Below are 24,832 nucleotides of genomic sequence, written 5' to 3' on the forward strand. Positions count from 1 at the left end.
GCGTGACCGACGACGTGACCAACCAGCCGCCGCCGCTGACGGGCGGCAACGCCTGGCGGGGCGATCCGTTGCTGATCCAGCTCGCGGAGCGCTTTTCCGATCCGGTGCGCCGGGAACTCGACGGGCTCGGCCGTTTCGTGCTGACGCAGGAGGCGCAGGAACTGGCCCGCCTCGCCAATGTCGAGACACCGAAGCTCAGGACGCATGATCGCCAGGGCCGACGCATCGACGTGGTCGAGTTCCATCCCGCCTATCACGCCTTGATGCGCCGCTCGGTGGCCAACGGGCTGCATTCGTCTGTGTGGGAAAACGGCGACGCCGAGATCGGCCGCCGCCATCAGGTCCGCGCCGCCCGGTTCTATCTGACGGCGGAACTGGAGACCGGGCATCTCTGTCCCATCACCATGACCAACGCTTCGCTTGCCGCCTTGATGGCCAGCCCAAAATTGTTTCGCGAATGGGCGCCGCGCGTGACGACGCGCAAATATGACCAGAGTCAGAAGCCGCCGGTCGAGAAGACAGGGCTGACGCTCGGCATGGGCATGACCGAGAAACAGGGCGGCACGGATGTGCGTGCCAATGTGACGAGGGCCGAACGCGCCGGCAGCGGGTTTTATCGCCTGACCGGACACAAATGGTTCATGTCGGCGCCGATGTCGGATGCCTTCCTGGTGCTGGCGCAGGCGCCGGAGGGACTGTCGTGCTTCCTCGTGCCGCGCGTTCTCGGCGACGGCACGGGCAACGGCTTCCGCTTCCAGCGGCTGAAGGACAAGCTCGGCAACCGTTCCAACGCATCCTCGGAAGTGGAGTTCGTCAACGCCATCGGCGAGATGGTCGGCGAACCGGGCGCCGGCGTGAAGACGATCATGGACATGGTGACGCTCACCCGGCTCGACTGTGCTATCGCCTCGTCGGCGATCATGCGCGCCGGCCTCGCCGAGGCCGTTCATCATGCCCGCCACCGCCAGGTGTTCGGCTCGACCTTGATCGAGCAACCGCTGATGCAGCGCGTGCTGGCCGACATGGCGCTCGATGTCGCCGCAGCCACCGCACTGTCGTTCCGGCTGGCGCGGTCCTTCGACGAGGCGGCGAGCGATCGCGGCGAAGCGGCCTTTGCCCGCGCCATGACGCCGGTCGTCAAATACTGGGTCTGCAAGATCGCGCCGCCGCTGCTCTACGAGGCGATGGAGTGCCTCGGCGGCAATGGCTATGTCGAGGAGGCGCCACTCGCCCGCTACTATCGAGAGGCCCCGGTCAATGCGATCTGGGAAGGCTCCGGCAATGTCATGGCGCTCGACGTGCTGCGCGTGCTCGGCCGTGCGCCGGGCCTGTTCGAGGATGTGCTGGCCGGCATCGACCGCGATCTCGGCGCCGGCGGGCGCGGCACGATCGGCGTGCTGAAGGCGGCGATGCAGGTGGCGTCGACCGACGAAGGCTCCGCGCGACTGCTCACCGAGCAACTGGCGCTGTCGGCGGCGGCGGCCGAATTGCGCCGGCTGGGGGCAGGGCGGATCGCCGACGCTTTCGTCGAGACGCGCCTGGCCGGCCAATGGCGCAACACCTACGGCATGCTCGATTCGCGCCACGATGCGCGCATGATCATCGACACGCTCTATCCACCGGTGAATTGAGCCGCGAGCATCGCTAGAACCGGCGCCATCCACGGTTTTTAGGCGTTGGTCTGTATCCTCACGCGTATGGCTAATCGCCGTTAACCTTAACAAATGGTTTCCGTTGCGGTGACGAGCGGCAAAGCCCACTGTCCCAGCGAAAGCAGGGAATGGTTCAAATTGGCCGTCCCTTGCTTGGCGAAGCAGGAACACCGATGCGACAGGTACTGACCTCTTTTCTGGCCTTGCACTGGGCGATCGTCTTCGCCCTGCTTGCGCTCATCTGCATCGACGGAAACCGCGGTGTGGCGGCGGCGCTCGGCATGTTGGGCGCCACGATCGAGGGCTCCCGCTTCGTCGACTTCGACAACGTCGTTGTCGTGGCGCCGCTCGCCACCGCATTGCTTGTCGTCTCCGTGCTGTTCTCCTGGGCCTTTGTCGAAGGCCTGATCAACGACGCTGCCAGCCCGGGCGCTGATAGCGTTGCCCGCATCGCCTTCATCTGCGCGTCTGGCGTGTTGTCGCTGATCGTCATCGGCGGTGCCGCGCAAGGCATCAACGGGCTGTTTATGGCTGTCGCCGTGCAGTTGGCGGCACTTCTGGCGTCCTATGTCGCCATGCTTGCCGAGCGGCGGTCCGTGGTTGCGGCAGCGGCTTCGAGCGAGGGCGAGATCCGCGCCGTCGCGCACGGCATGGCAAAGGCCGCGGCCCACAATTCGCTGCTTTCACTGATATCAGGCCGAACTGTCTCCAAGACAGGCTCCAATCCCCGGGGAGGTCGCTGATGCGTTACATCTTCGGATTCTGGGCGGCCCCGATGGCTATTTTCTGGGGCTGGTTCTATCTGTCGGCCAACGACATCAATTTCGGCTACACGATGCTCAGCCGACAGATGCACGACTTCTTCTTCCAGCTCTATGGTCAGATGCTCGGCATCGACCCGGCGATCATTCCCGGCATGGTGGCGAAGACGTGCGTCTTCGACGGGTTGCTGCTGATGGCGCTTTGGGCATTCCGCCGTCGCCGCGAAATCGCCGGCTGGATCAAACAGCGCTGGGCGGGTCCTGTTCCGTTCGAGCGGATGCGTGGAGCGACTGAAGCCGGTCCAAAACTCCCTGCAGAATAAACGCGGCTGCAGCCGAATCGATCTTGCCGGCGCGCTTGCGGCGCGAGAAATCCATCTCGATCAGCGTTCTCTCGGCCGCGACCGTCGATAATCTTTCATCCCAGAGCACGAAGGGCAGGTCGCTCATCTGTGCCATGTTGCGGACGAAGGCGCGCGATTTCTGCGCACGCGGTCCTTCCGAACCGTCCATGTTGATCGGCAGCCCAATCACCACCGCGCCGGCATTCTCCTTCCGCAGCAAGGCGACGAGCACCGCCGCATCGAGCGAGAATTTCCTTCTCATGATGACCGGGCGCGGATGGGCGAAGGAAAACCTCTGGTCCGAGACCGCGACGCCGATCGTCTTGTCGCCGAGATCAAGCCCCGCCAGCGTCTTGCCGCCGGTCAGCCGCGCCGGCAATTCCTCTATCGTGATAATGCCCAACGGCCGTCCTTCGCCTTTCACCACCACGTGTTTTGTCAAACGCGTGGCGGACACAGTAACCCTTTGATCTCGGGGCCATCGGCGTTCTATCCTTCGGCAAGCCAAAAATCGAGGAACGCATTTATGAAACTGACCTGGTACGGCCACTCGGCCTTTCGTATCGAAACGGCTGACGCCAAGATCCTCATCGATCCCTATCTGATCGGCAATCCGTCCTGGACGGGTGGCTGGGAGGGCCCGGCGGAGGGGATCACGCATGTGTTGCTGACGCATGGCCACAGCGACCACATCAGCGGCGCGCTGGAAGTGCTTGGCAAAAGCGGCGCCCAGCTGGTCGCCAATTTCGAGATCTGCATGTATCTGGTCGGCAAGGGCGCCAGCGACAAGAAGATCAATCCCGGCAACATCGGCGGCACTGTCGATTGCGGCACCTTCACCACCACGTTCGTCCAGGCCCTGCACTCATCCTCGTTCCCGGGCGAGGGCGGCCAGAACACCTATCTCGGTAATCCGGGCGGCCTCGTCCTGCATTTCCCGGAAGACAAAACGCTCTATCACATGGGCGACACCGACATCTTCTCCGATATGGCGCTGATCAACGAATTGCACGAACCGAAGATCGGCATCGTGCCGATCGGCGACCGTTTCACCATGGGCGGTGCGGTGGCCGCACTTGCCTGCCGCCGCTTCTTCAAGTTCGACACCGTGGTTCCCTGTCACTTCGGCACGTTTCCGATGATCGATCCGACCGCCGACAAGTTCGAGGCCGGCCTGGAAGGATCCGGTGTAAAGGTGGCGTTGCCGAAAATCGGTGAGACGATTACGATCTAGAAACAGCTAAATCGGAATAAATCCATGGTGTTGGGGCGATCTCTTTGCGTTTCGATGTTTGTCGCGGCGTCGCCCGCGCTCGCCGCGGATGATTTCATCGAAGGCGTCTACCTTCAGTCCGAGGAGCTTTGCGCACAGGCAAAAAAGGACACGCTGCAAACGCTGATCGACGCCGGCAACATCGTGCTTTCGGCACACGGGCTGCAAGGCGTCGAATACAATTGCGAGTTCCTGCAGATCAGCAAGGCGACGGCTTCGCCGAGCTGGGCGGTGACGGCCATCTGCCAGGAACCGGGCTATGTCTTCCCGGATGTCCTCTCGGTGACGCAAATGAACGCCAAGCAGGTCGATCTCGTGTCGGTCCGGCCGGTCGACGACGAAAGCGAGGCAAGCGGCAACAGCGGCAGCTACTATCTGTGCGAGGGTGTTGCCCTGCCATAGACAGCATTCTGTTGACCGATGACCGAAGAGCCGGGCCGGCCACCATGGCCTGATCTGCCGCACGATGCATGTTGCGCAGCGCGCGCGGCGCCGCTATAGCCCGAACTGGTTTTCCCCGAGGCAGAAACATGTCCGTAGATCTTCAGACAGTGAAGCGCGTCGCGCGTCTTGCCCGTATCGCGGTGAGCGAAGAAGATGCCGAACGCATGACCGGCGAGCTGAACGCCATTCTGGGCTTCGTAGAACAGCTGAACGAGGTCGATGTTTCCGGCGTCGAGCCGATGACCTCGGTGACGCCGATGGAGATGAAGAAGCGTCAGGACATCGTCACTGACGGCGGCAAGGCCGCCGACATCGTCGCCAACGCGCCGGCGACCGAAGAGAATTTCTTCCTCGTGCCGAAGGTTGTGGAGTAGCCGGCCGATGGCAATCGAGATCGCCATTGAAACGCCGCTGCAGGACGACGTGCGCGGTCTGGTCGAGGAACTCAACGAAACCTTGCTCGAATTGACGCCGCCGGAGCACTGCTACCATTTGACGGTCGAGCAGATGGCCGGTGAGGACACGACCGTTTTCATCGCCCGCGACAATGGCATGGCCATCGGCTGCGGCGCGCTGAAGCGCCATGCCGGCGCCATCGGCGAGGTCAAGCGCATGTACACGCGGCCTTCGCATCGCGGCCGCAAGATCGGCGCCGGGATCGTCGAGCGGGTCGAAGCGCTTGCGCGCAATGAGGGGCTGAAGCGCCTGGTGCTGGAGACGGGTGATCGTCATCCCGCGGCGTGGACCGTCTACGAACGTGCCGGGTTCTCGCGCTGCGGCCCGGTGCTGGATTATCCCGATTCCGAGTGGTCGGTGTTTTACGAAAAGAGCCTTTGATGAGCGACCTGACCCAGCTGACGATTTCACAGGCCCGCGCCAAGCTGCGTGGCAAGGAAATCACCGCGACCGAAATCACCGAAGCCTATCTCTCGGCCATCGATCGCGCCAATCCTGCGCTCAATGCCTATGTCGCGGTGACCGGCGACAAGGCGCGCGACATGGCCAAGGCGTCCGACGCAAGGCTGGTCAAGGGCGAGGGCGGTGCGCTGGAAGGCATCCCGTTGGGGATCAAGGACCTGTTCGGCACCGAAGGCGTCCATACGCAGGCCTGCAGCCATGTGCTCGACGGGTTCAAGCCGCGCTACGAATCGACCGTTACATCAAATCTGTGGGCCGACGGCGCCGTCATGTTGGGCAAGCTCAACATGGACGAGTTCGCCATGGGCTCGTCCAACGAGACCTCTTACTATGGTCCCGTCATCAACCCGTGGCGGCGCTCACGCCTCGACACGGTGGTGATGCCGACGACGCATCAGGGCGACGGCGGCTTCGTCTCGGCTGGCGGCACCAAGACCGCGCGCAGCCTCGACAATGCACAGCTGGTGCCGGGTGGGTCTTCCGGCGGTTCGGCCACGGCAGTCTCCGCCTTCCTGTGTGCCGGCGCGACCGCGACGGACACTGGCGGTTCGATCCGCCAGCCGGCGGCCTTCACCGGCACGGTCGGCATCAAGCCGACCTATGGCCGCTGCTCGCGCTGGGGCATCGTCGCGTTCGCCTCGTCGCTCGACCAGGCCGGGCCGATCGCCCGCGACGTGCGCGATGCCGCGATCCTGTTGAAGTCGATGGCGTCCGTCGATCCGAAGGACACGACGTCGGTCGACCGGCCCGTGCCGGATTATGAGGCGGTGATCGGCAAGCCGATCAAGGGAATGAAGGTCGGCATTCCCAGGGAATACCGTGTCGACGGCATGCCCGAAGAGATCGAGGCGCTGTGGCAGAAGGGCATTGCCTGGCTGAAGGACGCCGGCGCCGAGATCGTCGACATTTCCCTGCCGCATACGAAATATGCGCTGCCCGCCTACTATATCGTGGCGCCCGCCGAGGCTTCGTCCAACCTCGCCCGCTATGATGGCGTCCGCTACGGCTTGCGCGTGCCGGGCAAGGATATCGTCGACATGTATGAGAAGACCCGCGCCGCCGGTTTCGGCCGCGAGGTCAAGCGCCGCATCATGATCGGCACCTATGTGCTGTCGGCCGGCTATTACGACGCCTACTATCTGCAGGCGCAGAAGGTGCGCAATCTGATCAAGCGCGATTTTGAGACTGTCTTCGCCGCCGGCGTCGATGTCATCCTGACCCCGGCAACGCCGTCCGCTGCCTTCGGCGTCGCCGACGAGGACATGGCTGCCGATCCGGTCAAGATGTACCTGAACGACATCTTCACGGTCACCGTGAACATGGCCGGCCTGCCGGGCATTGCCGTGCCCGCCGGGCTCGACGCCAAGGGCCTGCCGCTCGGGCTGCAACTCATCGGCCGGCCGTTCGATGAGGAAACCCTGTTCCAGACCGCTGCCGTCATCGAGCAGGCGGCGGGCACATTTCAGCCGGAGAAATGGTGGTAGCATGCCGCCCCCGTCTCGCATTTCCATCGTCGAGACGGGAGACGAACTGCTGATAACCAACCCACCACGCATCTCGGATTTCAGGACAGGCTTCGTCCTGATTGGGGCCGGGATCGTTGCCTACACCGGCTACATGGGATTGACCGACACGTCGCCCGCAACCGTCGCCAGCGGCACTCTCGGCCTGCTGTCGTTTGCGGCGATCATTGCCCTTTTCACCTATTTCCTCGGCAAGGATTTCATCTGGCTGGTATTCGGCAAGGAAACCCTGCGGCTAACCAACGCCGTGGCCGTGCGCGACGTCAGGGGTTTTTTGCGAAATCGTTCGTCATTGCCTTTGAAAGGGCACCTTGAGACCGAAATCCTCGACCATACCTATCCAACGGATGAAGCGGGTCTGTCGGAAGTCATCAAGTTGACCAACACCAACGGCGTCCTTGTTTTCGGCAGGGAGTTGAGCCGGCCCGAGGCCGAGGCTGTGACGAGTGCCGTCGAGCACTTCATTGGTCGCCAGAATTCGAGTCGACGATAGGCAGCCAATGTTCTTCTACCTTTCCAAGATTTTCTGGTTCTTCATCCAGCCGCTCAATCTGGCGATCTTCCTGCTGCTGGCGGGACTGCTCGCGGCCATGATCGGCCGAAGGCGGTTGGCGGCCACCGGCAGCGTGCTGGCATTTCTGATCCTTGCGCTGTCGGCATGGACGTCGCTCGGCGCCATGATGCTCAATCCGCTCGAAGAGCGCTTTGCACGCCCGCCGCTGCCGGAAAAGGTCGACGGCATCGTCGTGCTCGGTGGCGGCTTCGAAGGCGCCATCAACCTGGTGCGCGGCGGCTATGAGCTGAACAGCAGCGGCGATCGGATGGTCGAGACCGCGATTCTGGCCCGGCGTTTTCCCACTGCCAAGGTGATCGTCTCCGGCGGCACCGGTGAGTTGTTCCTCGAAGGCGAGGGCGACGCCGCCACTGCCCCCCGCCTGCTCACCGCGCTTGGTGTGACGGCCGATCGCCTGATCCTCGAAAACAAATCCCGCAACACCTATGAAAATGCGGTCTTCACCAAGGAGCTGGTAACGCCGAAGCCCGGCGAGACCTGGCTGCTGGTGACCTCGGCCTTCCATATGCCGCGCGCCAAGGCGCTGTTCGACAAGGCCGGCTTTGCGACCGTTCCCTGGCCGGTCGACTATCGCACTTCGGGGCGGGAAGGCATCGGCCTGTTCCGCGACAATGCAGCCGATTCGTTGCAGGCCACCACCATCGCCATCCGCGAATGGATCGGGCTGATCGCCTACTGGCTGTCAGGGCGGATCGATCAGCCTTTTCCTGGCGGCTGACCGATCACCGCTTGTCTGGCGGCCGAGAAGAACTGGCGCCGCACCAGCACGGCCAGCAGCAACAGCGTCGACAACACGAACACCATGGGGTCGACGAACCAGCCGAGATAACCGATCGAGAAGAACACGCCGCGCAGGCCGGAGTTGAAGTGCTTTCCGGCGAGCATGTTCATCTGTGCCGCACGCCACACCGCCGTTTCGGTGACCGGATTGCGCGAGGCTTCGCCATGCGGGATCGGCACGGCGCCGATCAGGATCGTGCAATAGTTGAACAGTCGGTACGCCCAGCCGAATTTGAAGAACGAAAACGCCAGGATCAGCACCAGTCCGAACACCTTTATCTGGAAGGCCGCGCGCGACGGCGCGCCACCTAGGGGCAGGTCGCTGAGCACTTCAAGAACCCGGTCGGATGCGCCGAGCAAGGCAAAGCAACCGCCGATCGCGATCAATGAGCTGGACGCGAAGAAGGCGGTGCCTTGCTGCAGACCGCTCATGATGGCGGTGTCGACGATGCGGATCTCGCGTTCGGCCATGGTCCGCATCCAGGCTTGCCGCTGTGCATTCATCGCCGTCGTCAGCGACACGCGGCTGACCAGCTTGCCGTCGGAGGCGAACGTGTGCAGCAACCACGCGACGAGGAAGAAGGCCAGCGCCGCGAGATCGGCTGTCGAAAGATCGAGGGAATCGCCCATGGCCTGAATTTATCACATTCAGCGCGATCGCTTCGATGTCCGCATGCAGCGATCGGCACCAATGTCGCTGCAGGAGCAAACAAGGTCGGCGGGTGCAGCGCCGCGATCTCCAAAAGAGCGGAAACATCCTGGGAATTCCTATATGTAGTCCTCGACCTGACTCCAGGAGACAACGCCGCGTGTTCCTTTCGGTTTTCGACCTGTTCAAGATCGGCATAGGACCCTCGAGTTCGCACACGATGGGGCCGATGACCGCCGCGGCTCGGTTTCTCGACGAGGTCGCGGGAAATGACTGGCCGCGTCCGGCGGGTGTGAAGGTCGACCGGCTTGGCGCCAGCCTGCACGGGTCACTCGCCTACACCGGCATCGGCCACGGCAGCGATCGCGCCGTCATACTCGGCCTTGCCGGCCTGACGCCGCAGACGGTCGATCCCGATCAGGCCGATGGCATTGCCAGCCGCATCACCGCCGAAAAGCGCATTTCGCCGCCCGGCCACCCCTCCTATCGCTTCGATCCGGCCACCGATCTGGTGCTGGACCGCAAGACGCCGCTCACCGGCCATGCCAACGGCATGGCGTTCTACGCCTATGATTCCGGCGGCCGCCTGCTGCTCAAGCGCATCTATTATTCGATCGGCGGCGGCTTCGTCGTTTCGGAAGAAGAGCTGCAGCGGATGAAGGCCAAAGGGTCGGTGACGACTGAGGGCAAGAAAGTGCCTTACCCGTTCAAGAATGCAGTCGAGATGCTGGCCATGGCCGGCAAAAGCGGCCTTTCCATTGCCGACATGAAACGCGTCAACGAGGAGACGCAGATGTCACGCGAAGCGCTCGACGCCGGTCTCGACGGCATCTGGAGCGCCATGAAGGGCTGCATCGACCGCGGCCTGTCGCAGGATGGCATAATGCCGGGCGGGCTGAAGGTGCGCCGGCGGGCGCGCATGCTGCACGACAAGCTGCAGGAGCAGTGGCAGCAGAACAAGCCCAATCCCTTGCTCGCCAATGACTGGCTGTCGATCTACGCCATGGCGGTGAACGAGGAGAATGCGGCCGGCGGGCGCGTCGTCACCGCGCCGACCAATGGCGCTGCCGGCACGCTGCCGGCGGTGCTGCGCTACTGGCTGCATTTCCATCCCGAGGCCGACCAGCCGAGCATCCGCGACTTCCTGCTGACGGCTGCTGCCGTCGGCGGCATCATCAAAACCAATGCCTCGATCTCGGGCGCCGAGGTCGGCTGCCAGGGTGAGGTCGGGTCGGCGTCGGCGATGGCGGCGGCAGGCCTGTGCGCCGTCATGGGCGGCACGCCCGAACAGGTCGAGAATGCCGCCGAGATCGCGCTCGAACATCATCTCGGCATGACCTGCGATCCGGTCGGCGGGCTGGTGCAAGTGCCGTGCATCGAGCGCAATGCGCTGGGAGCGGTCAAGGCGGTGACGGCCGCGTCACTGGCCATCAAGGGCGACGGCATCCATTTCGTACCCCTCGACGCGGCGATCGAGACCATGCGCCAGACCGGCCTCGACATGAACGAGAAGTACAAGGAAACCAGCCTTGGCGGGCTTGCCGTCAATGTCGTGGAGTGCTGAGGGCCGGCTGAGGGGACATTGGTATCCCGATCCTGGAAAGCGATCCGCTTCTCTCTTCGTGGGATCAGTCCGGCCATTGGTATTCGGCGGCGATGCTCTCTATTATCTCGTCAGCCAAGACGCCGCCTTGGTCGCCATTGGTCATCACGACGGCGCCATCGCCTGTCTCGTAGGTGACCATCGAACTTATGAAGCCAGCATTCACTCCGTCATGGCCAAAACCACGGTGTGGTGGCGAGCCTTTGACGACCAGACCTAACCCGTAGTGACCTAGCCCAGGCGTCAGCATATGAACCACAGTCGGATGGGACAGCACTGTCGTTGTCCGGCCGACCCAGGCGTCAAGCAGGGCCAGGTCGAAGCGGGCCAGGTCGGTTGGCGTCGTCCACAATCCTGCCGCGGCCAATTCGGGATAGATGTGTGGCCCGCCGGCAACCGGATCACCGCTTGCCGTGTGCGGTATCGCGGCATTGCGGAGGTCACGAGCAGGCAAGGGTTGGTGATAGAAGCTGCGGGTCATTCCAAGCGGATGAAGCACGGTCCTGTCCAGCAATTCAGCAAATGGCTTGCCGGTGACGTCGATGAGCAGTTGCTGCACGATCGTATAGCCGCCGCCGGAATAGCGAAAACTTTTGCCCGGCTGCCGAGTGACGACGATGGGAGGATTGTTGGCCGGCGGAGCGCCATTCAAGATCTCGAGGAGAGAAGGGATCGCGGTCCCTGTCTCATACCCGGCAAAGCCATGCACGGTCGTCCCGGCGGAATGGCTGAGCAATTGCCGAAGGGTGACTTTCGTTTCATTGGTGTACGAATTCGTCGGAACCTTCCAGCTTTTCAAGTACGAGTTCACGTCCGCGTCGAGGTCAAGTCTTCCCGCCTGAACCAGCGCCAACACAGCCATTGCGGTAACCGGCTTGCTGATCGATGCCGCCTGAAACAGCGTGTCCTGTCCAACCGCGGGACCCCCGTTCTTTGTAACGCCGAAGCCGCGCGCCCATTCTATTGTTCCGTTGCGGATGACCGCGATGCTGACGCCTGGAACGCACAGCGCCGCCATCCGATCCGGCAACTTGCCGTGCGGTTGGCCAGCAAATCCAATGGGAGGCCGAAGCCCGGTAAGAACCCGCTGAATGCGTGCCTCGATATCAGCGTCGGTTGCCGGCATCGGAGATTTTCCACTGGCCGCGGAAGACCCGCCATGCGCCTTGGCGGTGATGGCTGACATGACAAGCGTTGCCGCCAAAAGCACGTTGCGCCGGTTCGGCCTGTTTTGTTGTCTACTGTGTGCCATGACGATGATCGCTCCGTAATTCGCCAGCATAGTGATGGTGGCGGTCATGGCCACCCTATTCCTGCACCTCCATGAGCCGCCTCGCTGGCATTGTGGAGAAGTCTGTCAGGCCGTTGACGTCCCGGCGCGCCGGACTAACCTTAGCGAATGTCTCTCAATCTCATAAAACTCTGTGTCGGCTGCGACAGCGTCGAGGATCTCGAGGAATGGATCGCCTTCCGCCTCGATGAGCGGCGGCGTGCCGGTGAGCCGGTCGAGCAATATCACACCACCCGCATGATGCCGACGCGCGGCGCCGAGGTTACCGATGGCGGTTCGCTCTATTGGGTGATCAAGGGCAATGTGCAGTGCCGCCAGCTGATCACCGAGATCCGGCCGTTCACCGACGGTGAAGGCATCGGCCGCTGCCACCTGATTCTCGACCCCGAGGTTGTTCGAACCGACTGGCAGCCGCGCCGGGCTTTTCAGGGCTGGCGCTATCTGAAGCCGGCGGACGCGCCCCTCGATCTCGGCAAGGGCAAGGCCGGGCTGATCGAGATGCCGCCGAAACTCAGGCGCGAGCTGGCCGATCTCGGCCTGCTCTGACCCCAGGTGGCATCACCGTCTGGCCCTTTGTGCCACCCGATGTGGGACTTGCAAGCGATGTAACAACGCCACATCTTGTTTTTATGAGTGACAAGAAGCAGCCCGTGCCCGCGAGGGTCAATCCTGCACCGATCAAGCCTCAATCCAACGCCGGCGAGATCGACGCCTTCATTCGTCAGGCGAGGACGCTTGCCGCGTCGGCGACCGGTTCGGGCAGGCTGATCCTTGCCCTCGACGCGACGATGAGCCGCCAGCCGACCTGGGATCTGGCCTGCACGCTGCAGGGCCAGATGTTCGACGCCGTCGGCAAGGCCGGAACCCTCAGCGTGCAACTGGTTTATTTTCGCGGTCTCGGCGAGTGCCGTTCCTCCGCTTTCGTGAGCGACACCAATGCCTTGAAGCAGCTGATGACGCGGATCGAATGCCGCAGCGGTCACACCCAGATCGGCAAGGTGCTGGCGCATGCGCTGAAACAGACGGCGGCCGCCAAGGTCAATGCGCTGGTCTATATCGGCGATGCGATGGAAGAGGATATCGACGATCTGGCCGAAAAGGCCGGCAGCCTCGGCCTGCATGGCGTTCCTGTCTTCGTCTTTCAGGAAGGCCATGATTCCAGCGCAGAAAAAGCGTTCAAGGAGGTTGCGCGGCTGTCCAATGGGGCTTGGTTCCGATTTGATCGACGGGCTGCCGCGACCCTGGCAGGACTGCTTTCGGCCGTTGCCGTGTTTGCGACCGGCGGGTTGAAGGCGCTCGAAGCCAGGGGCAGGCCGGAAGACCGGTTGATGATCGAGCATCTGCGGGGCGGCGGAAAATAATGGGCGCAATCATCGCTTTTGTAGCGTTGCTTCTGGTGCTTCTCGGCGTGGTGACGATCTTTCTGCGCGCCGACCCAGCGAAACTGGCGAGCACGATGCGAACGCTTGGGCCGGCTCTTCTGGCACTTGTCGGCGTTGCCGTGCTTGTGGTCGGCCGTGAAGGCATCGGCGGCATGATCCTCACCGCGGCACTTGCCTGGTATGGTTCCATGCGCATGACACGCCAGCCGGCCGGGCTGGCGCCGGGCAAGCGCTCGACGGTGCGCACCGCGGCATTGGAAATGGAACTCGATCACGATACGGGCGGCCTCGAAGGACTGGTCCTGGCTGGCCGCCACGAAGGCAAGATGCTTGGCGCGATGGGGCTGGCGGAGTTGCAGCATCTCCATCGGGAACTCTCCGCCGATCCGGAGAGCCGGCAGTTGCTAGAGACGTATCTTGACGGCAGATTTCCCGTCTGGCGCAAAAACACTGAGACGAACGGTGGCGAAAGGCTGGGTGTTGCGCCAGGTCCGGGCGCCATGACTAAGGAGGAGGCCTACAAGGTCCTTGGTCTTGAAGCGGGGGCCGCCGCGGCGGATGTCCGCAAGGCGCACCGCCGCCTGATGCAACGCCTGCACCCCGATATCGGCGGCACGTCTTTCCTGGCGGCGCGGATTAATGAAGCCAAGGACGTCTTGCTCTCCAATCACAACTAGTCTCCTTCGACGCAGAATTTTTCCGGGAGATACTTTCGACGCTGCCCTACTGCTGGACGGCGTAGCAGGCGATTTTCTTCTTCTTCAAAGCATTGCAGGCATTCCAGGCGGCGGTCTTCGAGCCAAAGCCGAAGCGGGCGCGGTAGTAGGTCTCACCATCCTTGTCGAAAGCGACGGTGAAACCCGAAGCATCCGCCAGGATCTTCGGCGCCTGCTTGGCCGCCTTGTCGAGGAAGGCTTGCGCCTCGGACTGCTTGGGCGAAGAAGCGACCTGTACCGCCCAGCCCGACGGCACCGACGCGGTATTCACCGGGTCGACGGCCGGAGCGGGTTCGGCGTAAGCCGCCACAACCTGCGCCGTTGCAACCTGGGGCGCCGACACGATGACGGTCTTGACTTTCCTGGTCTTGACGACGGGCGCTGTCTCCTCGACCGCGGCCGTTGTCTGCTCGTCGGTCGCGGCGTCCGCGGACGTCGGATCGTCGTTGGAGGCCACGGCATCGTCTTCGACCATCGGCTTGTCGTCCGGCGTCGGTGCGTCGTGCTTGGGCAGGAGCACCTTGGCAAGGGCGGTGATTGGATTGTTGCCACTGGCCTTGGCGACCAGATCGCCGCCGCCGCGGGTCGATGCCCTCGGCATATAGGTGTTGATCAAGTTGGCCATCTGGTTGTCGCGGCTGCCGCCGGAGGTGCCGCCCATGACCACGCCGACGATGCGGCGATTGCCGTCGGAAACCGACGAGACGAGGTTGAAGCCGGAGGCGCGGGTGTAGCCCGTCTTGATGCCGTCGACACCCTTGATGCGTCCGAGCAGGCGATTATGTCCGTTGATGCGCTGACGGCCATAGAGAAAGGAGCGCTGCGAGAAATAGCCGTAATATTGCGGAAAATGCTCGCGCAGAGCGATGCCGAGCGTCGCCATGTCACGTGCGGTGGTGAACTGGCCAGGGTCGGGCAGGCCGTTGGCATTGCGGAAGACGGTGCCGTTCATGCCCAGCGCCCGCGCCTTGGCGGTCATCATGCGGGCAAAAGTAGGTTCATTGCCGCCGAGCATTTCGCCGAGCGCGGTGGCCGAGTCGTTCGCCGACTTGGTAACGATCGACAGGATCGCGGTCTCGACCGTGACCGAACCGCCCGGCTTCACCCCGAGTTTCGTCGGCGCCTCGGCGGATGCATGGGCCGAAAACACGACTGGCGAGTTCCTGCTGATCTTGCCCTTCGCCAGCGCTTCGAAGGTCAAATAAAGCGTCATCATCTTGGTCAGCGAAGCCGGATAGCGCCGGCCGTTGGCATCCGCGGAGTAGAGCACCTTGCCAGTCTTGGCGTCGACGACAATGGCTGCCTGCCTCGCCGCCAGCGACGAGGCAACGTCGCCACAAACGAACGTCATCGCCATGGCGAAGATCATGATCGTTTTGAGAGGGGAGGTGGATTTGGAAACGATGCCCAACAACGCCTTACGCACTGATACTTCCCTTGAATTTCTTCGTTGCGCTGGAGGCGGCAAAGGGTCCTGCCTCGCTTCCGGCCAAGCTACCGGGGCAGCGTTACCAATCCGTTTATGGTAACCGCCGCGTTCACCATTTTCTTCGGGCTTGAAGCTCTCTTTATTCGATTTTTAGCCATTGGCTGCGCAGGCGGCTTCGCACGCCAGTGAAATATTGACTTTTGTGCGGCGCACAATATATTATCTTGCATTGCACAAGGGCGCCCCGAAGAAGGACGCCTCAACCGTCAAGGGAATCGCGAAATGACCCAGACCTATGAGGACTTCAGCAAATACGGCAAAGAGTTCGCCGACACCGGATTGAAGAGCTTTGCGTCGCTCTCCAAGGGCGCGCAGGCGATCGCGACCGAGGCTGGCGAATACACCAAGAAGAGTTTTGAAGCCGGCAGCGCCACCGTGGAGAAGCTGTTTTCGGCCAAGTCGCTGGAAAAGGCGATCGAGATCCAGTCGGATTACGCCAAGCAGTCCTACGAGGCGTTCGTCGCCGAGGCCACCAAGATTGGCGACCTCTACGCCGAACTCGCCAAGGAAGCCTACAAGCCGTTCGAATCGATCGTTGCCAAGGCGAAGTAATTTTCGCCTGACGACACTGAGATCCGGCCCTTTGTGTCCGGAACAAGCCCGGCTGCGGAAACGCGGCCGGGTTTTTTCATGTCGATTTCCGCTCCAGGGCCCCGCGCCCCTTCACGATTGCGAAAATCGTCCAAGTTTGGTCACCTAGCCATATTGTCAGCTAAACAGAAGGGCTTAAAATCGTCCATCGAACACCTACATGTCGAACTCGCATGGGGATTCGAAAGAGGCAGGAATACGTGACGATCGGTTTGACTGCCACGAGACACGTGGTGCGGATGCAAAACGGCGACGGCAACGGCAATGAAGCCGGCCGTGGGACGGCCGTCATCACGCGCACCAAAACCAAAACCAAGAAGCCCAGCCTTTATCGGGTCCTCATCCTCAACGACGACTACACGCCCATGGAGTTCGTGGTTCACGTGCTGGAGCGTTTTTTCCAGAAGGACCGCGAAGCCGCCACACGCATCATGCTTCATGTTCACAATCATGGAGTGGGCGAGTGCGGGGTCTATACATTCGAGGTGGCCGAGACCAAAGTGTCCCAGGTCATGGATTTCGCCCGACAGAATCAGCATCCGCTGCAATGCGTGATGGAGAAGAAGTGAGGTAACATGCCGGCTTTCTCCCAAGGCCTGGAAAAGGCGCTTCACCAGGCGCTGACGCTCGCCAATGAGCGGCACCATGAATACGCAACCCTTGAACATCTGCTGCTCGCGCTCATCGACGACACCGAGGCGGCCGCCGTCATGCGCGCCTGCAATGTCGATCTCGATGAGCTCAAGCACACGGTGCTCACCTATATCGACACCGAGCTCGACAATCTGGTCACCGGTTATGACGAGGACTCCAAGCCGACGGCCGGGTTCCAGCGTGTCATCCAGCGCGCGGTGATCCATGTGCAGTCGTCTGGCCGAGAGGAGGTGTCGGGTGCCAACGTGCTCGTCGCCATCTTCGCCGAGCGCGAGAGCCATGCCGCCTATTTCCTGCAGGAACAGCAGATGACCCGCTACGACGCGGTCAACTACATCTCGCACGGCATTGCCAAGCGTCCAGGCGCGTCGGAGACGCGCTCGCCGCGCGGCGCCGATGACGAGCAGGGCGGCCAGAACGGCGCCGAGCCGCAAGAGGAAGGCGGCAAGAAGAAGCAGCAGCAGGATGCGCTGACGGCTTATTGCGTCAACCTCAACAACAAGGCCAAGGCCGGCAAGATCGATCCGCTGATCGGCCGCGAGTCCGAGATCAACCGCACCATCCAGGTGCTGTGCCGCCGCTCCAAGAACAACCCGCTCTATGTCGGCGACCCGGGCGTCGGCAAGACGGCGATCGCCGAGGGCCTGGCCAAGCGCATCGTCGAGGGCGACGTTCCCGAAGTGCTGCACAATGCCACCATCTTCGCGCTCGACATGGGCACGCTGCTTGCCGGCACGCGCTATCGCGGCGATTTCGAGGAGCGGCTGAAGCAGGTCGTCAAGGAACTCGAGGACTATCCTGGTGCCGTGCTGTTCATCGACGAGATCCACACGGTGATCGGGGCAGGGGCCACATCGGGCGGCGCCATGGACGCGTCGAACCTGTTGAAGCCGGCCTTGTCGTCGGGTGCGATCCGCTGCATCGGCTCGACCACCTACAAGGAATTCCGCCAGTTCTTCGAGAAGGACCGTGCCTTGGTGCGGCGTTTCCAGAAGATCGACGTCAACGAGCCGACCATCGAGGACGCCATCGAGATCATGAAGGGCCTGAAGCCCTATTATGAGGAGTTCCACAAGGTGAAGTTCACCAACGAGGCGATCAAGGCCTCGGTGGAGCTGTCGGCACGCTACATCAACGACCGCAAGCTGCCGGACAAGGCGATCGACGTGATCGACGAGACCGGCGCCTCGCAGATGCTGGTGCCGGAAGCCAAGCGCAAGAAGACCATCGGCATCAAGGAGATCGAAGCGACGATCGCCACCATGGCCCGCATCCCGCCGAAGACGGTTTCGGCCGACGACGAGAAGGTGCTGCAGGGCCTCGATATCGAGCTGAAGCGCGTCGTATATGGCCAGGACACGGCAATCAGTGCGCTGACCTCGGCGATCAAGCTGGCACGTGCCGGACTGCGCGAACCGGAGAAGCCGATTGGCTCCTACCTGTTCTCCGGCCCGACCGGCGTCGGCAAGACCGAAGTGGCCAAGCAGTTGGCCGCCTCGCTCGGCGTCGAGCTGATCCGCTTCGACATGTCGGAATATATGGAACGCCACACCGTGTCGCGGCTGATCGGTGCTCCTCCCGGTTATGTAGGCTTCGACCAGGGCGGTCTTTTGACCGACGGCGTCGACCAGCATCCGCATTGCGTGCTGTTGCTGGACGAAGTCGAGAAGGCGCATCCGGACCTGTTCAACATCCTGTTGCAGGTGATGGACCACGGCAAGCTGACCGACCACAACGGCAAGCAGATCGATTTCCGCAATGTGATCCTGATCATGACCACCAATGCGGGCGCGTCGGATGCGCAACGCGCGGCGATCGGCTTCGGTTCGACCAAGCGCGAAGGCGACGATGTCGAGGCGATCAACCGGCTGTTCACGCCGGAGTTCCGCAACCGTCTCGATGCGATCATCCCGTTCGGCTCATTGCCGGTGCCGGTCATCCACCAGGTGGTGCAGAAGTTCGTCATGCAGCTCGAGGCCCAGCTTTCCGAGCGTGGCGTCACCTTCGACCTGTCGGCGGATGCGATCGCCTGGCTCGCCGACAAGGGCTATGACGAGCGCATGGGGGCGCGGCCGCTCGGCCGGGTCATCCAGGAGCACATCAAGAAGCCGTTGGCTGACGAGGTGCTGTTCGGCAAGCTCAAGAAGGGCGGCACGGTGCGTGTCACCGTCGAGAAGAAGGAAACCGGCGAGACCGGCCTGAAGCTCGAATCGCTCGCCGACGAGGCGCCGGTGAAGCCGAAGAAGGAAGAGCCGGAAGAAGCGCCGAAGCCCATAAAGGCCGTGGCGAAGAAGCCGGCGGCCAAGAAGCTGGTGGCGCCGAAGCCCGAAGCCAAGGGCAAGGACGGCGGCAAGCGCAGCCTCGTGCCGCAACTGCCCCGAAAGAACTGAGCCATACGAAAATCGAAAAAGCCCCGGAAACGGGGCTTTTTTCATTGGAACACGAGGTGACGCATGGCCGGCCAGATCATCGTCCTGAACGGTGCGCCGCGATCGGGAAAATCAAGCATCGCCAAGGCCATTCAGGAGAGCTTCGATGGCGTCTGGATCAATCTCGGCGTCGACGTTTACGAGCATGCTACGCCGGCACGTTATCGGCCTGGGATAGGATTGCGGCCAGGCGGCGAGCGCCCGGACCTTGAAAGCGTCGTGCCCGGATTATACGCCGCGCTCTACGAATCGATAGCAGCTCATAGCCGACTGGGGTTGAATGCCGTCGCGGATGTCGGCCATCACGACGCCTATTCGAAACCCCTCGACGGCCTCGTCGATTGCGCCCGCCGTCTCGCCGGCCTACCGGTGCTGCTGGTCGGCGTTCGCTGCCCGATCGAAATCATCATGGAGAGGCGTGCGGCCAGCGCGGCGGACAAGGGATATGTGACCGGCTCGCCCGACGATCCTGTGCCATTGCCCGTGCGTCTGTGGCAGGAAGAGGTGCACCGGCCAGGCGTGTATGATTTGGAAGTCGACACCTCGCTTCTGAGCCCAGAGCAATGCGCGGATGCGATCCGGCGGCGGCTTTCTTCCGGGACAGAGGAGCTGACAGCGCTTCAAAGGCTTTCGAACCCGCCCTTGTTGTAGCACCGGTCCTCCTGACTCAGTCAGCCAGCTCGCGCTTTTTCACTCCAAATTAACGCCGTCCGGCCATTTTTCGACAATGGTCTTACTTCCCGCTGAACGGACGATCCTGACTATCGCGTTGGCGCTGGTTGCCGTTTGCGTGTTCCTTGCCTGGGACAAGAACGTTACCGTCGCGCTTGATGGTTACGGCTTTTCCGTCGGCTTTGCGGTTGTGATGATTGGTATTGGCCAATTCTATCGCCGTGTCCGCAAGGCTGAGCGGATCGCCCTCTCCACGCACGTTCTGGCCTTGTTTGTCTTCTATTCAGTGCCGGCCGCGCTTTTCAACCTTCTGCTCTTGCCGCGGCCTTTTGCGCCGATCGACGCTACGCTCGTGCGAATGGATGCCTGGTTCGGCTATTCCTGGCCTGATGCTTGTGCATGGATTTCCCACTATCCACGCCTCTCGGACATCCTCAGACAGGTCTATGCCTTGACGCTGGCCCAGATCCTGTTTGCCTTTCTCTTTTTAGGCATGGCCAACGACCGGCGGCGGCTGCACGCGGCGGCCCTGGCGACAGTATTCGGATCTCTGGCGACCATCTTTTGCTGGGCGCTGTTTCCATCCAGCGGGGCTTCCGCCTATTGGACCCTAGCGCCTGAAATCGATCGCATCGTCCGACCGGTGGTGAATTCAGCTTACGGTTCGGAATTGAACCGGCTGCTGGTTGAGGGGGTCTCAGACATTTCAGAGTTGCGGGTGACAGGGCTTGTGGGGTTCCCTTCATTTCACACGGTAATGGCGCTGATGTCTTTGATCGCGATCTGGCCGTACCGGCTTGCGCGTCTCGCGCTGATCATCGTCAACACCGCCTTGCTACCGGCAATCCTCATCCATGGGGGGCACAATCTCATGGATGTGCTCGGCGGAACTGTAATCACGGCGATATCCTGGTGGCTCGGACTGCTGGTGTTCGAAGCACAAGATCGCCGCCTGACTCGTCCTGGATACGCCGTGCCGGCGATCGAGACCTGACGTCAATCCATCAAGAGCGCCGACCGTATCTTGCCGGCATTTTCCGCCAAGACTTCGGGCTTCTCCATTCCGCCCATGTGCGGTTTCAGGGGAATGCCATCGAAGCGCGGAATGACATGCACATGCAGATGATAGACGGTCTGCCCCGAGGCCGGCTCATTGAACTGCATGATTGTGACGCCGTCGGCAGCGAAGGCCTTCTTCACCGCCTGTGCCACTTTCTGAACGACGGTGAAGAGCGGGCCGAAAATCGACGGATCGGCGTCAAGCAGGTTGCGCGATGGCGCTCTCGGGACCACGAGCGTATGCCCGGGGCCTTGCGGCATCACATCCATGAAGGCTATGACCGCTTCGTCCTCGTAAACGCGGTGCGAGGGAATTTCGCCGCGCAGGATCTTTGCGAAGATGTTGTCGGTGTCATAGGCGGCCTCGGCCATGGCGAACGCTCCGGATTGTGCCTTTCGTGTAGCGAAGGCATGGAAAGTCGGCAAGATGATGGGGCGAAGTCGCCCCGCTCATCAGGGCAGCCCTGTTGCTACTCCTCCAGATCCTTGCGGAACGGGGTGTGCTCTTCCAGATATTCGCTCATCCGCTCCACCTCTTGCCGCTCGCGCCTGAGATAGTCGGCGACGGCGTTGCGCAGGCCGGGGTGCGCAATGTAGTGCGCGGAATGCATGGTCACCGGCCGGTAGCCGCGCGCCAGCTTATGCTCGCCCTGGGCGCCTGCCTCGACCACCTTCAGCTTGCGCTCGATGGCGAAGTCGATCGCCTGGTGGTAGCAGACCTCGAAATGCAGGAAGGGGTGGTCCTCGATGCAGCCCCAGTTGCGGCCATAGAGTGCATCGGAGCCGATGAAATTGATGGCGCCGGCAATATAGCGCCCATTGCGTTTGGCCATCACCAGCAGGATGTCGTCTGCCATGCGTTCGCCGATCAACGAGAAGAATTGGCGGTTGAGATAGGGACGGCCCCATTTGCGGCTGCCGGTGTCCATGTAGAAGGCGAAGAAATCGTCCCAGGCCTTCTCGGTAAGGTCCTTGCCGGTCAGCCGGTCGATCGAAATGCCATCGGCAAGCGCTTCGCGCCTCTCCTTCTTCATCGCCTTGCGCTTGCGCGAGGCAAGGGTGGCGAGGAAGTCCTCATAGGTTGAAAAGCCTTCGTTGAAGAAATGGAATTGCTGGTCGGTGCGGTGCAGGAAACCTGCCGCCTCCAGCACCTCCACGTCGCCCTCCTGCGCGAAGGTGACATGCGCGGAGGAGACACCGAGTTTTTGCGTCACCGCTTTCAGACCTGCCGCCAGACCGGCCTTCACCGTGGCGCTGTCCTCGCCCTTGCTAACCAGCAGGCGAGGGCCGGTGACCGGAGAGAACGGCACAGCACTTTGCAGTTTTGGATAGTAGCGGCCACCGGCGCGCTCGAACGCATCCGACCAGCCATGGTCGAACACATATTCGCCCTGGCTGTGCGATTTGAGATAACAGGGCACCGCGCCCAGCAATCTGCCTTGCCCATCCTCCAGCCTGAGGTGATGGCCCTGCCAACCGGTGCGCCGCACGGCGCATCCGGAATCCTCAAGCGCGCTCAGAAAAGCGAAGGAAACCAAAGGATTGTAATTGGTTTCTGCATCGCCGCGCGTGGTTCCGGCAAAGCTGTTCCATTCATCGCAGGTGAAAGCGCCGATGCCGGCGGCGATGCGGATCGAATAGTCCGCATTTGCTGTCTGGCCATCGCCCTCGTCGCCTTGATCCATGAGGCTTATTTAAGCTCCGTCCGGCTTGGTACAAGTCACGTTTCAGACACTCGACTTCAGGCGACTTTGACCAGATCGGGTTCAAAGCCCTCGAACGTCATCTGGTCGGCATATCTAAAGGTTAGGTCGACCGCGGGCTGGTCATGCACGGTCCAGGTAATGACAGGCATCTTCAGCTTTTCGCGCACGAAGCTGACGAACCGGTTCGGCAGGTCGCCGGCGGCATAGGAGGTGAAGGCGATCTCGTGCGCCAGCATGGCGAAATGCGCCTCGATCAGCTTGACGTCCTTGCCGTAGGCGGTCAGTCCGCCCGGAATGCCTGGTGCATGTTTCGGGAAATCGCGGATCAGCCAATGGTCGAACGACATGATCGCGGCTTTGCCCTTGTAGCGCTTGAGCATCTTGCCGACGCTGGCCACCAGGCCTTCGTCACGACCGGGAATCCCTTTCAGCTCGACGACCATCGGTACGCGGCCGTTGACCAGGTCGAGCGTTTCCTGCAGCGTCGGGAGGTGGTCCGATGTGCCGCCGACCTTGAGCGTCGTAAGTTCCGCCGCGGTGCGTTGCCAGACGAAACCGTCCTGGCCGGTCAGCCTTTGCAAATCGTCATCATGAATGATCATGGGAACGCCGTCCGACGACAGGTGCACGTCGCATTCGATGGCATAGCCGCGCTCGGCCGCCGCTGCGAAGGCTGAAAGCGTGTTTTCCCAGCGCGTCTTGTTCATGTCGTGGAAGCCGCGATGGGCGACGGGCCGGGCGGTCAGCCAGGATAGGTCGGTCATATCTGTCCCCTGGCTCATTCGACTTCGAAGATGGCTTCGATTTCGACTGCGGCATTAAGCGGCAGGCAGGCGGTGCCGACGGCGGAACGGGCATGTTTGCCGCGCTCGCCAAGTGCCGCGACCAGGAAATCGGAGGCGCCGTTGGCAACCAGATGCTGCTCGACAAACTCAGGTGTCGAGGCGACGAAAACGGTGATCTTCACCAGGCGGCGGATTTTTTCGAGGTCGCCGAGCGCTGCCTTGGCCTGCGCCAGGATGTTGATCGCGCAGTACTTTGCCGCGTCCTTGCCGCCTGCCGTATCGACATCGCGGCCTAGCAGCCCGCTCGCCTGCAGCTTGCCGTCCTTGAGCGGCAGCTGGCCGGCGGTGAACAGCAAATTGCCGGTCCGGCAATAGGGAACGTAGTTGGCGGCGGGCGCGGCGGCGACAGGAAGCGCCACGCCCAGATCGCTTAGCCGCTTTTCGATTGTTTCACTCATGGTATTTCCCTATTGCTTGGTGACGCCGCGCGGGCCGGGCCGAAATTGCTATTTTTGCCTCGCTTCCGCCATGACTTTTTTAAGCTGGACCATCTTTCCCTGCGGCTTGCCATCAGCCGCGACGATCGGAGTACCTCATGCGCGCTACGCGCCTTGCATTCCATGCCGTTCTGTTGTCGGGGGTCTTCTCGATAGGCCCAGCCTTTGCGGTGCCGGCGCTGCAAGCCCACCGCGCCGTCTACGACCTTACCCTCAAAAAGGCTTCCGATCAGTCCGGCATCACAGGCATATCCGGCCGCATGGTCTATGAGTTCAACGGCTCGGCCTGCGAAGGCTATACGGTGAAATTCCGCTTCGTCACCCAGATAGCCACTGCCGACAACACCAAGCTGACCGACCAGCAGACAACCACCTTCGAGGACGCCGAAGGTAAGACCTTCTCGTTCGTGACGAAGTCCTTCTCCGACCAGAACCTCGACAAGGAGGTCAAGGGCATCGCCACGAAAGAGACCAAGGGCCTGAAGGTCGATATCGACAAGCCCGAAAAGAACAGCCTGGAGCTGGCCGCGACCCAGTTCCCGACCCAGCATCTGGTTGAACTGATCGGCAAGGCCGAAAAGGGCGAGAATTTCTACGAAACCAGCCTGTTCGACGGTTCCGAAGACGCCAACAAGGTGATGACCACCACCGTCGTCGTCGGCAAGAAAACCGATGCCGACAAGGCCGACCCGGAGGCTCCGGCACTGGCGAAGCTCGCCGCCGACAAATACTGGCCGGTCGATATCGCCTATTTCGACGACACCGACAAGACTGGCGAAGAGGTGCCGGAATACCGGATCAGCTTCAAGCTGCATGAGAACGGCATCACCCGCGACCTCGTCATGGACTATGGCGATTTCTCGATGACCGGCAAGCTGGTCAACCTGACGCTGTTCGACCAGACGAAAGCCTGCCCGACCAAATAGGGCTTCATCCGGCCGGTCGATTAACCACGCACGGCGTGGTCGTGGGGAACGACTTGAACGCGCCGCAATCGTCTCTCAACCTCTCTCCCAGCGTCCAGGCGCAAGGGGGAGCAG

General features: G+C 62.0%; 28 protein-coding genes. 20 read left to right on the forward strand and 8 right to left on the reverse strand.

The window, feature by feature from the left end:
- Window positions 1-2: 2 nt before the first annotated feature.
- The 3 genes from HB777_11385 to HB777_11395 all read left to right on the forward strand — a co-directional run bounded on the left by HB777_11385 (window position 3) and on the right by HB777_11395 (window position 2,736).
- Complete coding sequence (locus HB777_11385; GenBank protein QND64456.1) at window positions 3-1,631, forward strand: DNA alkylation response protein; 1,629 nt, start codon at window positions 3-5, stop codon at window positions 1,629-1,631.
- A gap of 194 nt (window positions 1,632-1,825) precedes the next feature.
- The gene (locus HB777_11390) at window positions 1,826-2,395 is read left to right on the forward strand and encodes a hypothetical protein (GenBank protein ID QND64457.1); all 570 of its coding nucleotides are present in this window, start codon (window positions 1,826-1,828) and stop codon (window positions 2,393-2,395) included.
- A complete protein-coding gene (locus HB777_11395) occupies window positions 2,395-2,736 on the forward strand; it encodes a hypothetical protein (GenBank protein ID QND64458.1) in 342 nt (113 codons plus the stop codon). Before HB777_11390 ends, HB777_11395 begins: the two co-directional genes overlap by 1 nt.
- Here the strand turns inward: HB777_11395 and ruvX are convergent.
- Entirely contained in the window at window positions 2,654-3,160 is a 507-nt protein-coding gene (ruvX, locus tag HB777_11400; GenBank protein QND68737.1) for a Holliday junction resolvase RuvX, read from the reverse strand. The genes HB777_11395 and ruvX overlap by 83 nt on opposite strands.
- Before the next feature lie 123 nt (window positions 3,161-3,283).
- Between ruvX and HB777_11405 the strand changes: the two genes are divergently transcribed.
- The 7 genes from HB777_11405 to HB777_11435 all read left to right on the forward strand — a co-directional run bounded on the left by HB777_11405 (window position 3,284) and on the right by HB777_11435 (window position 8,207).
- Window positions 3,284-3,991 (forward strand): metal-dependent hydrolase, encoded by a 708-nt coding sequence (locus HB777_11405; GenBank protein ID QND64459.1) that lies wholly within the window; start codon window positions 3,284-3,286, stop codon window positions 3,989-3,991.
- Between the two features lie 54 nt (window positions 3,992-4,045).
- A complete protein-coding gene (locus tag HB777_11410) occupies window positions 4,046-4,432 on the forward strand; it encodes a hypothetical protein (GenBank protein QND64460.1) in 387 nt (128 codons plus the stop codon).
- Between the two features lie 128 nt (window positions 4,433-4,560).
- Window positions 4,561-4,848, forward strand: a complete 288-nt coding sequence (gene gatC / locus HB777_11415; protein ID QND64461.1) for an Asp-tRNA(Asn)/Glu-tRNA(Gln) amidotransferase subunit GatC — start codon at window positions 4,561-4,563, stop codon at window positions 4,846-4,848.
- A gap of 7 nt (window positions 4,849-4,855) precedes the next feature.
- Window positions 4,856-5,311 (forward strand): GNAT family N-acetyltransferase, encoded by a 456-nt coding sequence (locus HB777_11420; GenBank protein QND64462.1) that lies wholly within the window; start codon window positions 4,856-4,858, stop codon window positions 5,309-5,311.
- Entirely contained in the window at window positions 5,311-6,876 is a 1,566-nt protein-coding gene (gatA, locus tag HB777_11425) for an Asp-tRNA(Asn)/Glu-tRNA(Gln) amidotransferase subunit GatA (protein QND64463.1), read from the forward strand. The genes HB777_11420 and gatA overlap by 1 nt, the downstream gene beginning before the upstream one ends.
- Before the next feature lies 1 nt (window position 6,877).
- A complete protein-coding gene (locus tag HB777_11430) occupies window positions 6,878-7,408 on the forward strand; it encodes a hypothetical protein (protein ID QND64464.1) in 531 nt (176 codons plus the stop codon).
- Window positions 7,409-7,415: 7 nt separating this feature from the next.
- A complete protein-coding gene (locus HB777_11435; GenBank protein QND64465.1) occupies window positions 7,416-8,207 on the forward strand; it encodes a YdcF family protein in 792 nt (263 codons plus the stop codon).
- Here HB777_11435 and HB777_11440 read toward each other — a convergent pair.
- On the reverse strand, window positions 8,186-8,899 hold the full coding sequence (locus HB777_11440) for a DUF599 domain-containing protein (protein QND64466.1): 714 nt from the start codon (window positions 8,897-8,899) through the stop codon (window positions 8,186-8,188). The two genes, HB777_11435 and HB777_11440, sit on opposite strands and share 22 nt — an antisense overlap.
- A gap of 179 nt (window positions 8,900-9,078) precedes the next feature.
- Here HB777_11440 and HB777_11445 point away from each other — a divergent pair, with 179 nt between their 5' ends.
- Window positions 9,079-10,482: an L-serine ammonia-lyase gene (locus tag HB777_11445; protein QND64467.1), complete on the forward strand. Its 1,404-nt coding sequence runs from the start codon at window positions 9,079-9,081 to the stop codon at window positions 10,480-10,482.
- Between the two features lie 64 nt (window positions 10,483-10,546).
- Here HB777_11445 and HB777_11450 read toward each other — a convergent pair whose 3' ends face one another.
- Entirely contained in the window at window positions 10,547-11,821 is a 1,275-nt protein-coding gene (locus HB777_11450; GenBank protein QND64468.1) for a beta-lactamase family protein, read from the reverse strand.
- A 99-nt stretch (window positions 11,822-11,920) separates the two neighbouring features.
- On the opposite strand from HB777_11450, the gene HB777_11455 reads away from it, so the two are divergent.
- The 3 genes from HB777_11455 to HB777_11465 all read left to right on the forward strand — a co-directional run bounded on the left by HB777_11455 (window position 11,921) and on the right by HB777_11465 (window position 13,871).
- Window positions 11,921-12,358, forward strand: a complete 438-nt coding sequence (locus tag HB777_11455; GenBank protein QND64469.1) for a DUF1489 family protein — start codon at window positions 11,921-11,923, stop codon at window positions 12,356-12,358.
- A gap of 83 nt (window positions 12,359-12,441) precedes the next feature.
- Window positions 12,442-13,173: a VWA domain-containing protein gene (locus tag HB777_11460; protein ID QND64470.1), complete on the forward strand. Its 732-nt coding sequence runs from the start codon at window positions 12,442-12,444 to the stop codon at window positions 13,171-13,173.
- Window positions 13,173-13,871: a DnaJ domain-containing protein gene (locus HB777_11465; protein ID QND64471.1), complete on the forward strand. Its 699-nt coding sequence runs from the start codon at window positions 13,173-13,175 to the stop codon at window positions 13,869-13,871. Before HB777_11460 ends, HB777_11465 begins: the two co-directional genes overlap by 1 nt.
- Window positions 13,872-13,917: 46 nt before the next feature.
- Here HB777_11465 and HB777_11470 read toward each other — a convergent pair whose 3' ends face one another.
- Entirely contained in the window at window positions 13,918-15,336 is a 1,419-nt protein-coding gene (locus HB777_11470) for a D-alanyl-D-alanine carboxypeptidase (protein ID QND64472.1), read from the reverse strand.
- A gap of 285 nt (window positions 15,337-15,621) precedes the next feature.
- Between HB777_11470 and HB777_11475 the strand changes: the two genes are divergently transcribed.
- The 5 genes from HB777_11475 (at window position 15,622) to HB777_11495 (ending at window position 20,739) form a co-directional block, all read left to right on the forward strand.
- The gene (locus HB777_11475; protein ID QND64473.1) at window positions 15,622-15,951 is read left to right on the forward strand and encodes a phasin family protein; all 330 of its coding nucleotides are present in this window, start codon (window positions 15,622-15,624) and stop codon (window positions 15,949-15,951) included.
- Between the two features lie 278 nt (window positions 15,952-16,229).
- Window positions 16,230-16,559, forward strand: a complete 330-nt coding sequence (gene clpS, locus HB777_11480; protein QND68738.1) for an ATP-dependent Clp protease adapter ClpS — start codon at window positions 16,230-16,232, stop codon at window positions 16,557-16,559.
- Window positions 16,560-16,565: 6 nt separating this feature from the next.
- Window positions 16,566-19,034 carry an ATP-dependent Clp protease ATP-binding subunit ClpA gene (gene clpA, locus HB777_11485; protein ID QND64474.1) on the forward strand — a complete coding sequence of 823 codons (2,469 nt, stop codon included), beginning with the start codon at window positions 16,566-16,568 and terminating at the stop codon, window positions 19,032-19,034.
- Window positions 19,035-19,097: 63 nt separating this feature from the next.
- Window positions 19,098-19,724, forward strand: coding sequence for a chloramphenicol phosphotransferase (locus tag HB777_11490; protein QND64475.1), 627 nt, complete (start codon window positions 19,098-19,100; stop codon window positions 19,722-19,724).
- Between the two features lie 76 nt (window positions 19,725-19,800).
- Window positions 19,801-20,739 carry a hypothetical protein gene (locus HB777_11495; GenBank protein ID QND64476.1) on the forward strand — a complete coding sequence of 313 codons (939 nt, stop codon included), beginning with the start codon at window positions 19,801-19,803 and terminating at the stop codon, window positions 20,737-20,739.
- Window positions 20,740-20,741: 2 nt separating this feature from the next.
- Here the strand turns inward: HB777_11495 and HB777_11500 are convergent, their stop codons facing one another.
- The 4 genes from HB777_11500 to HB777_11515 all read right to left on the reverse strand — a co-directional run bounded on the left by HB777_11500 (window position 20,742) and on the right by HB777_11515 (window position 23,753).
- Window positions 20,742-21,176 (reverse strand): HIT family protein, encoded by a 435-nt coding sequence (locus HB777_11500; protein ID QND64477.1) that lies wholly within the window; start codon window positions 21,174-21,176, stop codon window positions 20,742-20,744.
- A 98-nt stretch (window positions 21,177-21,274) separates the two neighbouring features.
- On the reverse strand, window positions 21,275-22,489 hold the full coding sequence (locus HB777_11505; protein QND64478.1) for a GNAT family N-acetyltransferase: 1,215 nt from the start codon (window positions 22,487-22,489) through the stop codon (window positions 21,275-21,277).
- Window positions 22,490-22,545: 56 nt separating this feature from the next.
- Window positions 22,546-23,274 carry a glycerophosphodiester phosphodiesterase gene (locus HB777_11510; GenBank protein ID QND64479.1) on the reverse strand — a complete coding sequence of 243 codons (729 nt, stop codon included), beginning with the start codon at window positions 23,272-23,274 and terminating at the stop codon, window positions 22,546-22,548.
- 14 nt (window positions 23,275-23,288) lie between these two features.
- A complete protein-coding gene (locus HB777_11515) occupies window positions 23,289-23,753 on the reverse strand; it encodes a RidA family protein (GenBank protein ID QND64480.1) in 465 nt (154 codons plus the stop codon).
- Window positions 23,754-23,890: 137 nt separating this feature from the next.
- Between HB777_11515 and HB777_11520 the strand changes: the two genes are divergently transcribed.
- Entirely contained in the window at window positions 23,891-24,718 is an 828-nt protein-coding gene (locus tag HB777_11520) for a cell envelope integrity EipB family protein (GenBank protein ID QND64481.1), read from the forward strand.
- Window positions 24,719-24,832 lie beyond the last annotated feature (114 nt).

The sequence above is a fragment of the Mesorhizobium loti genome (genome assembly GCA_014189435.1).
Taxonomy (GTDB): Bacteria; Pseudomonadota; Alphaproteobacteria; order Rhizobiales; family Rhizobiaceae; genus Mesorhizobium; species Mesorhizobium loti_G.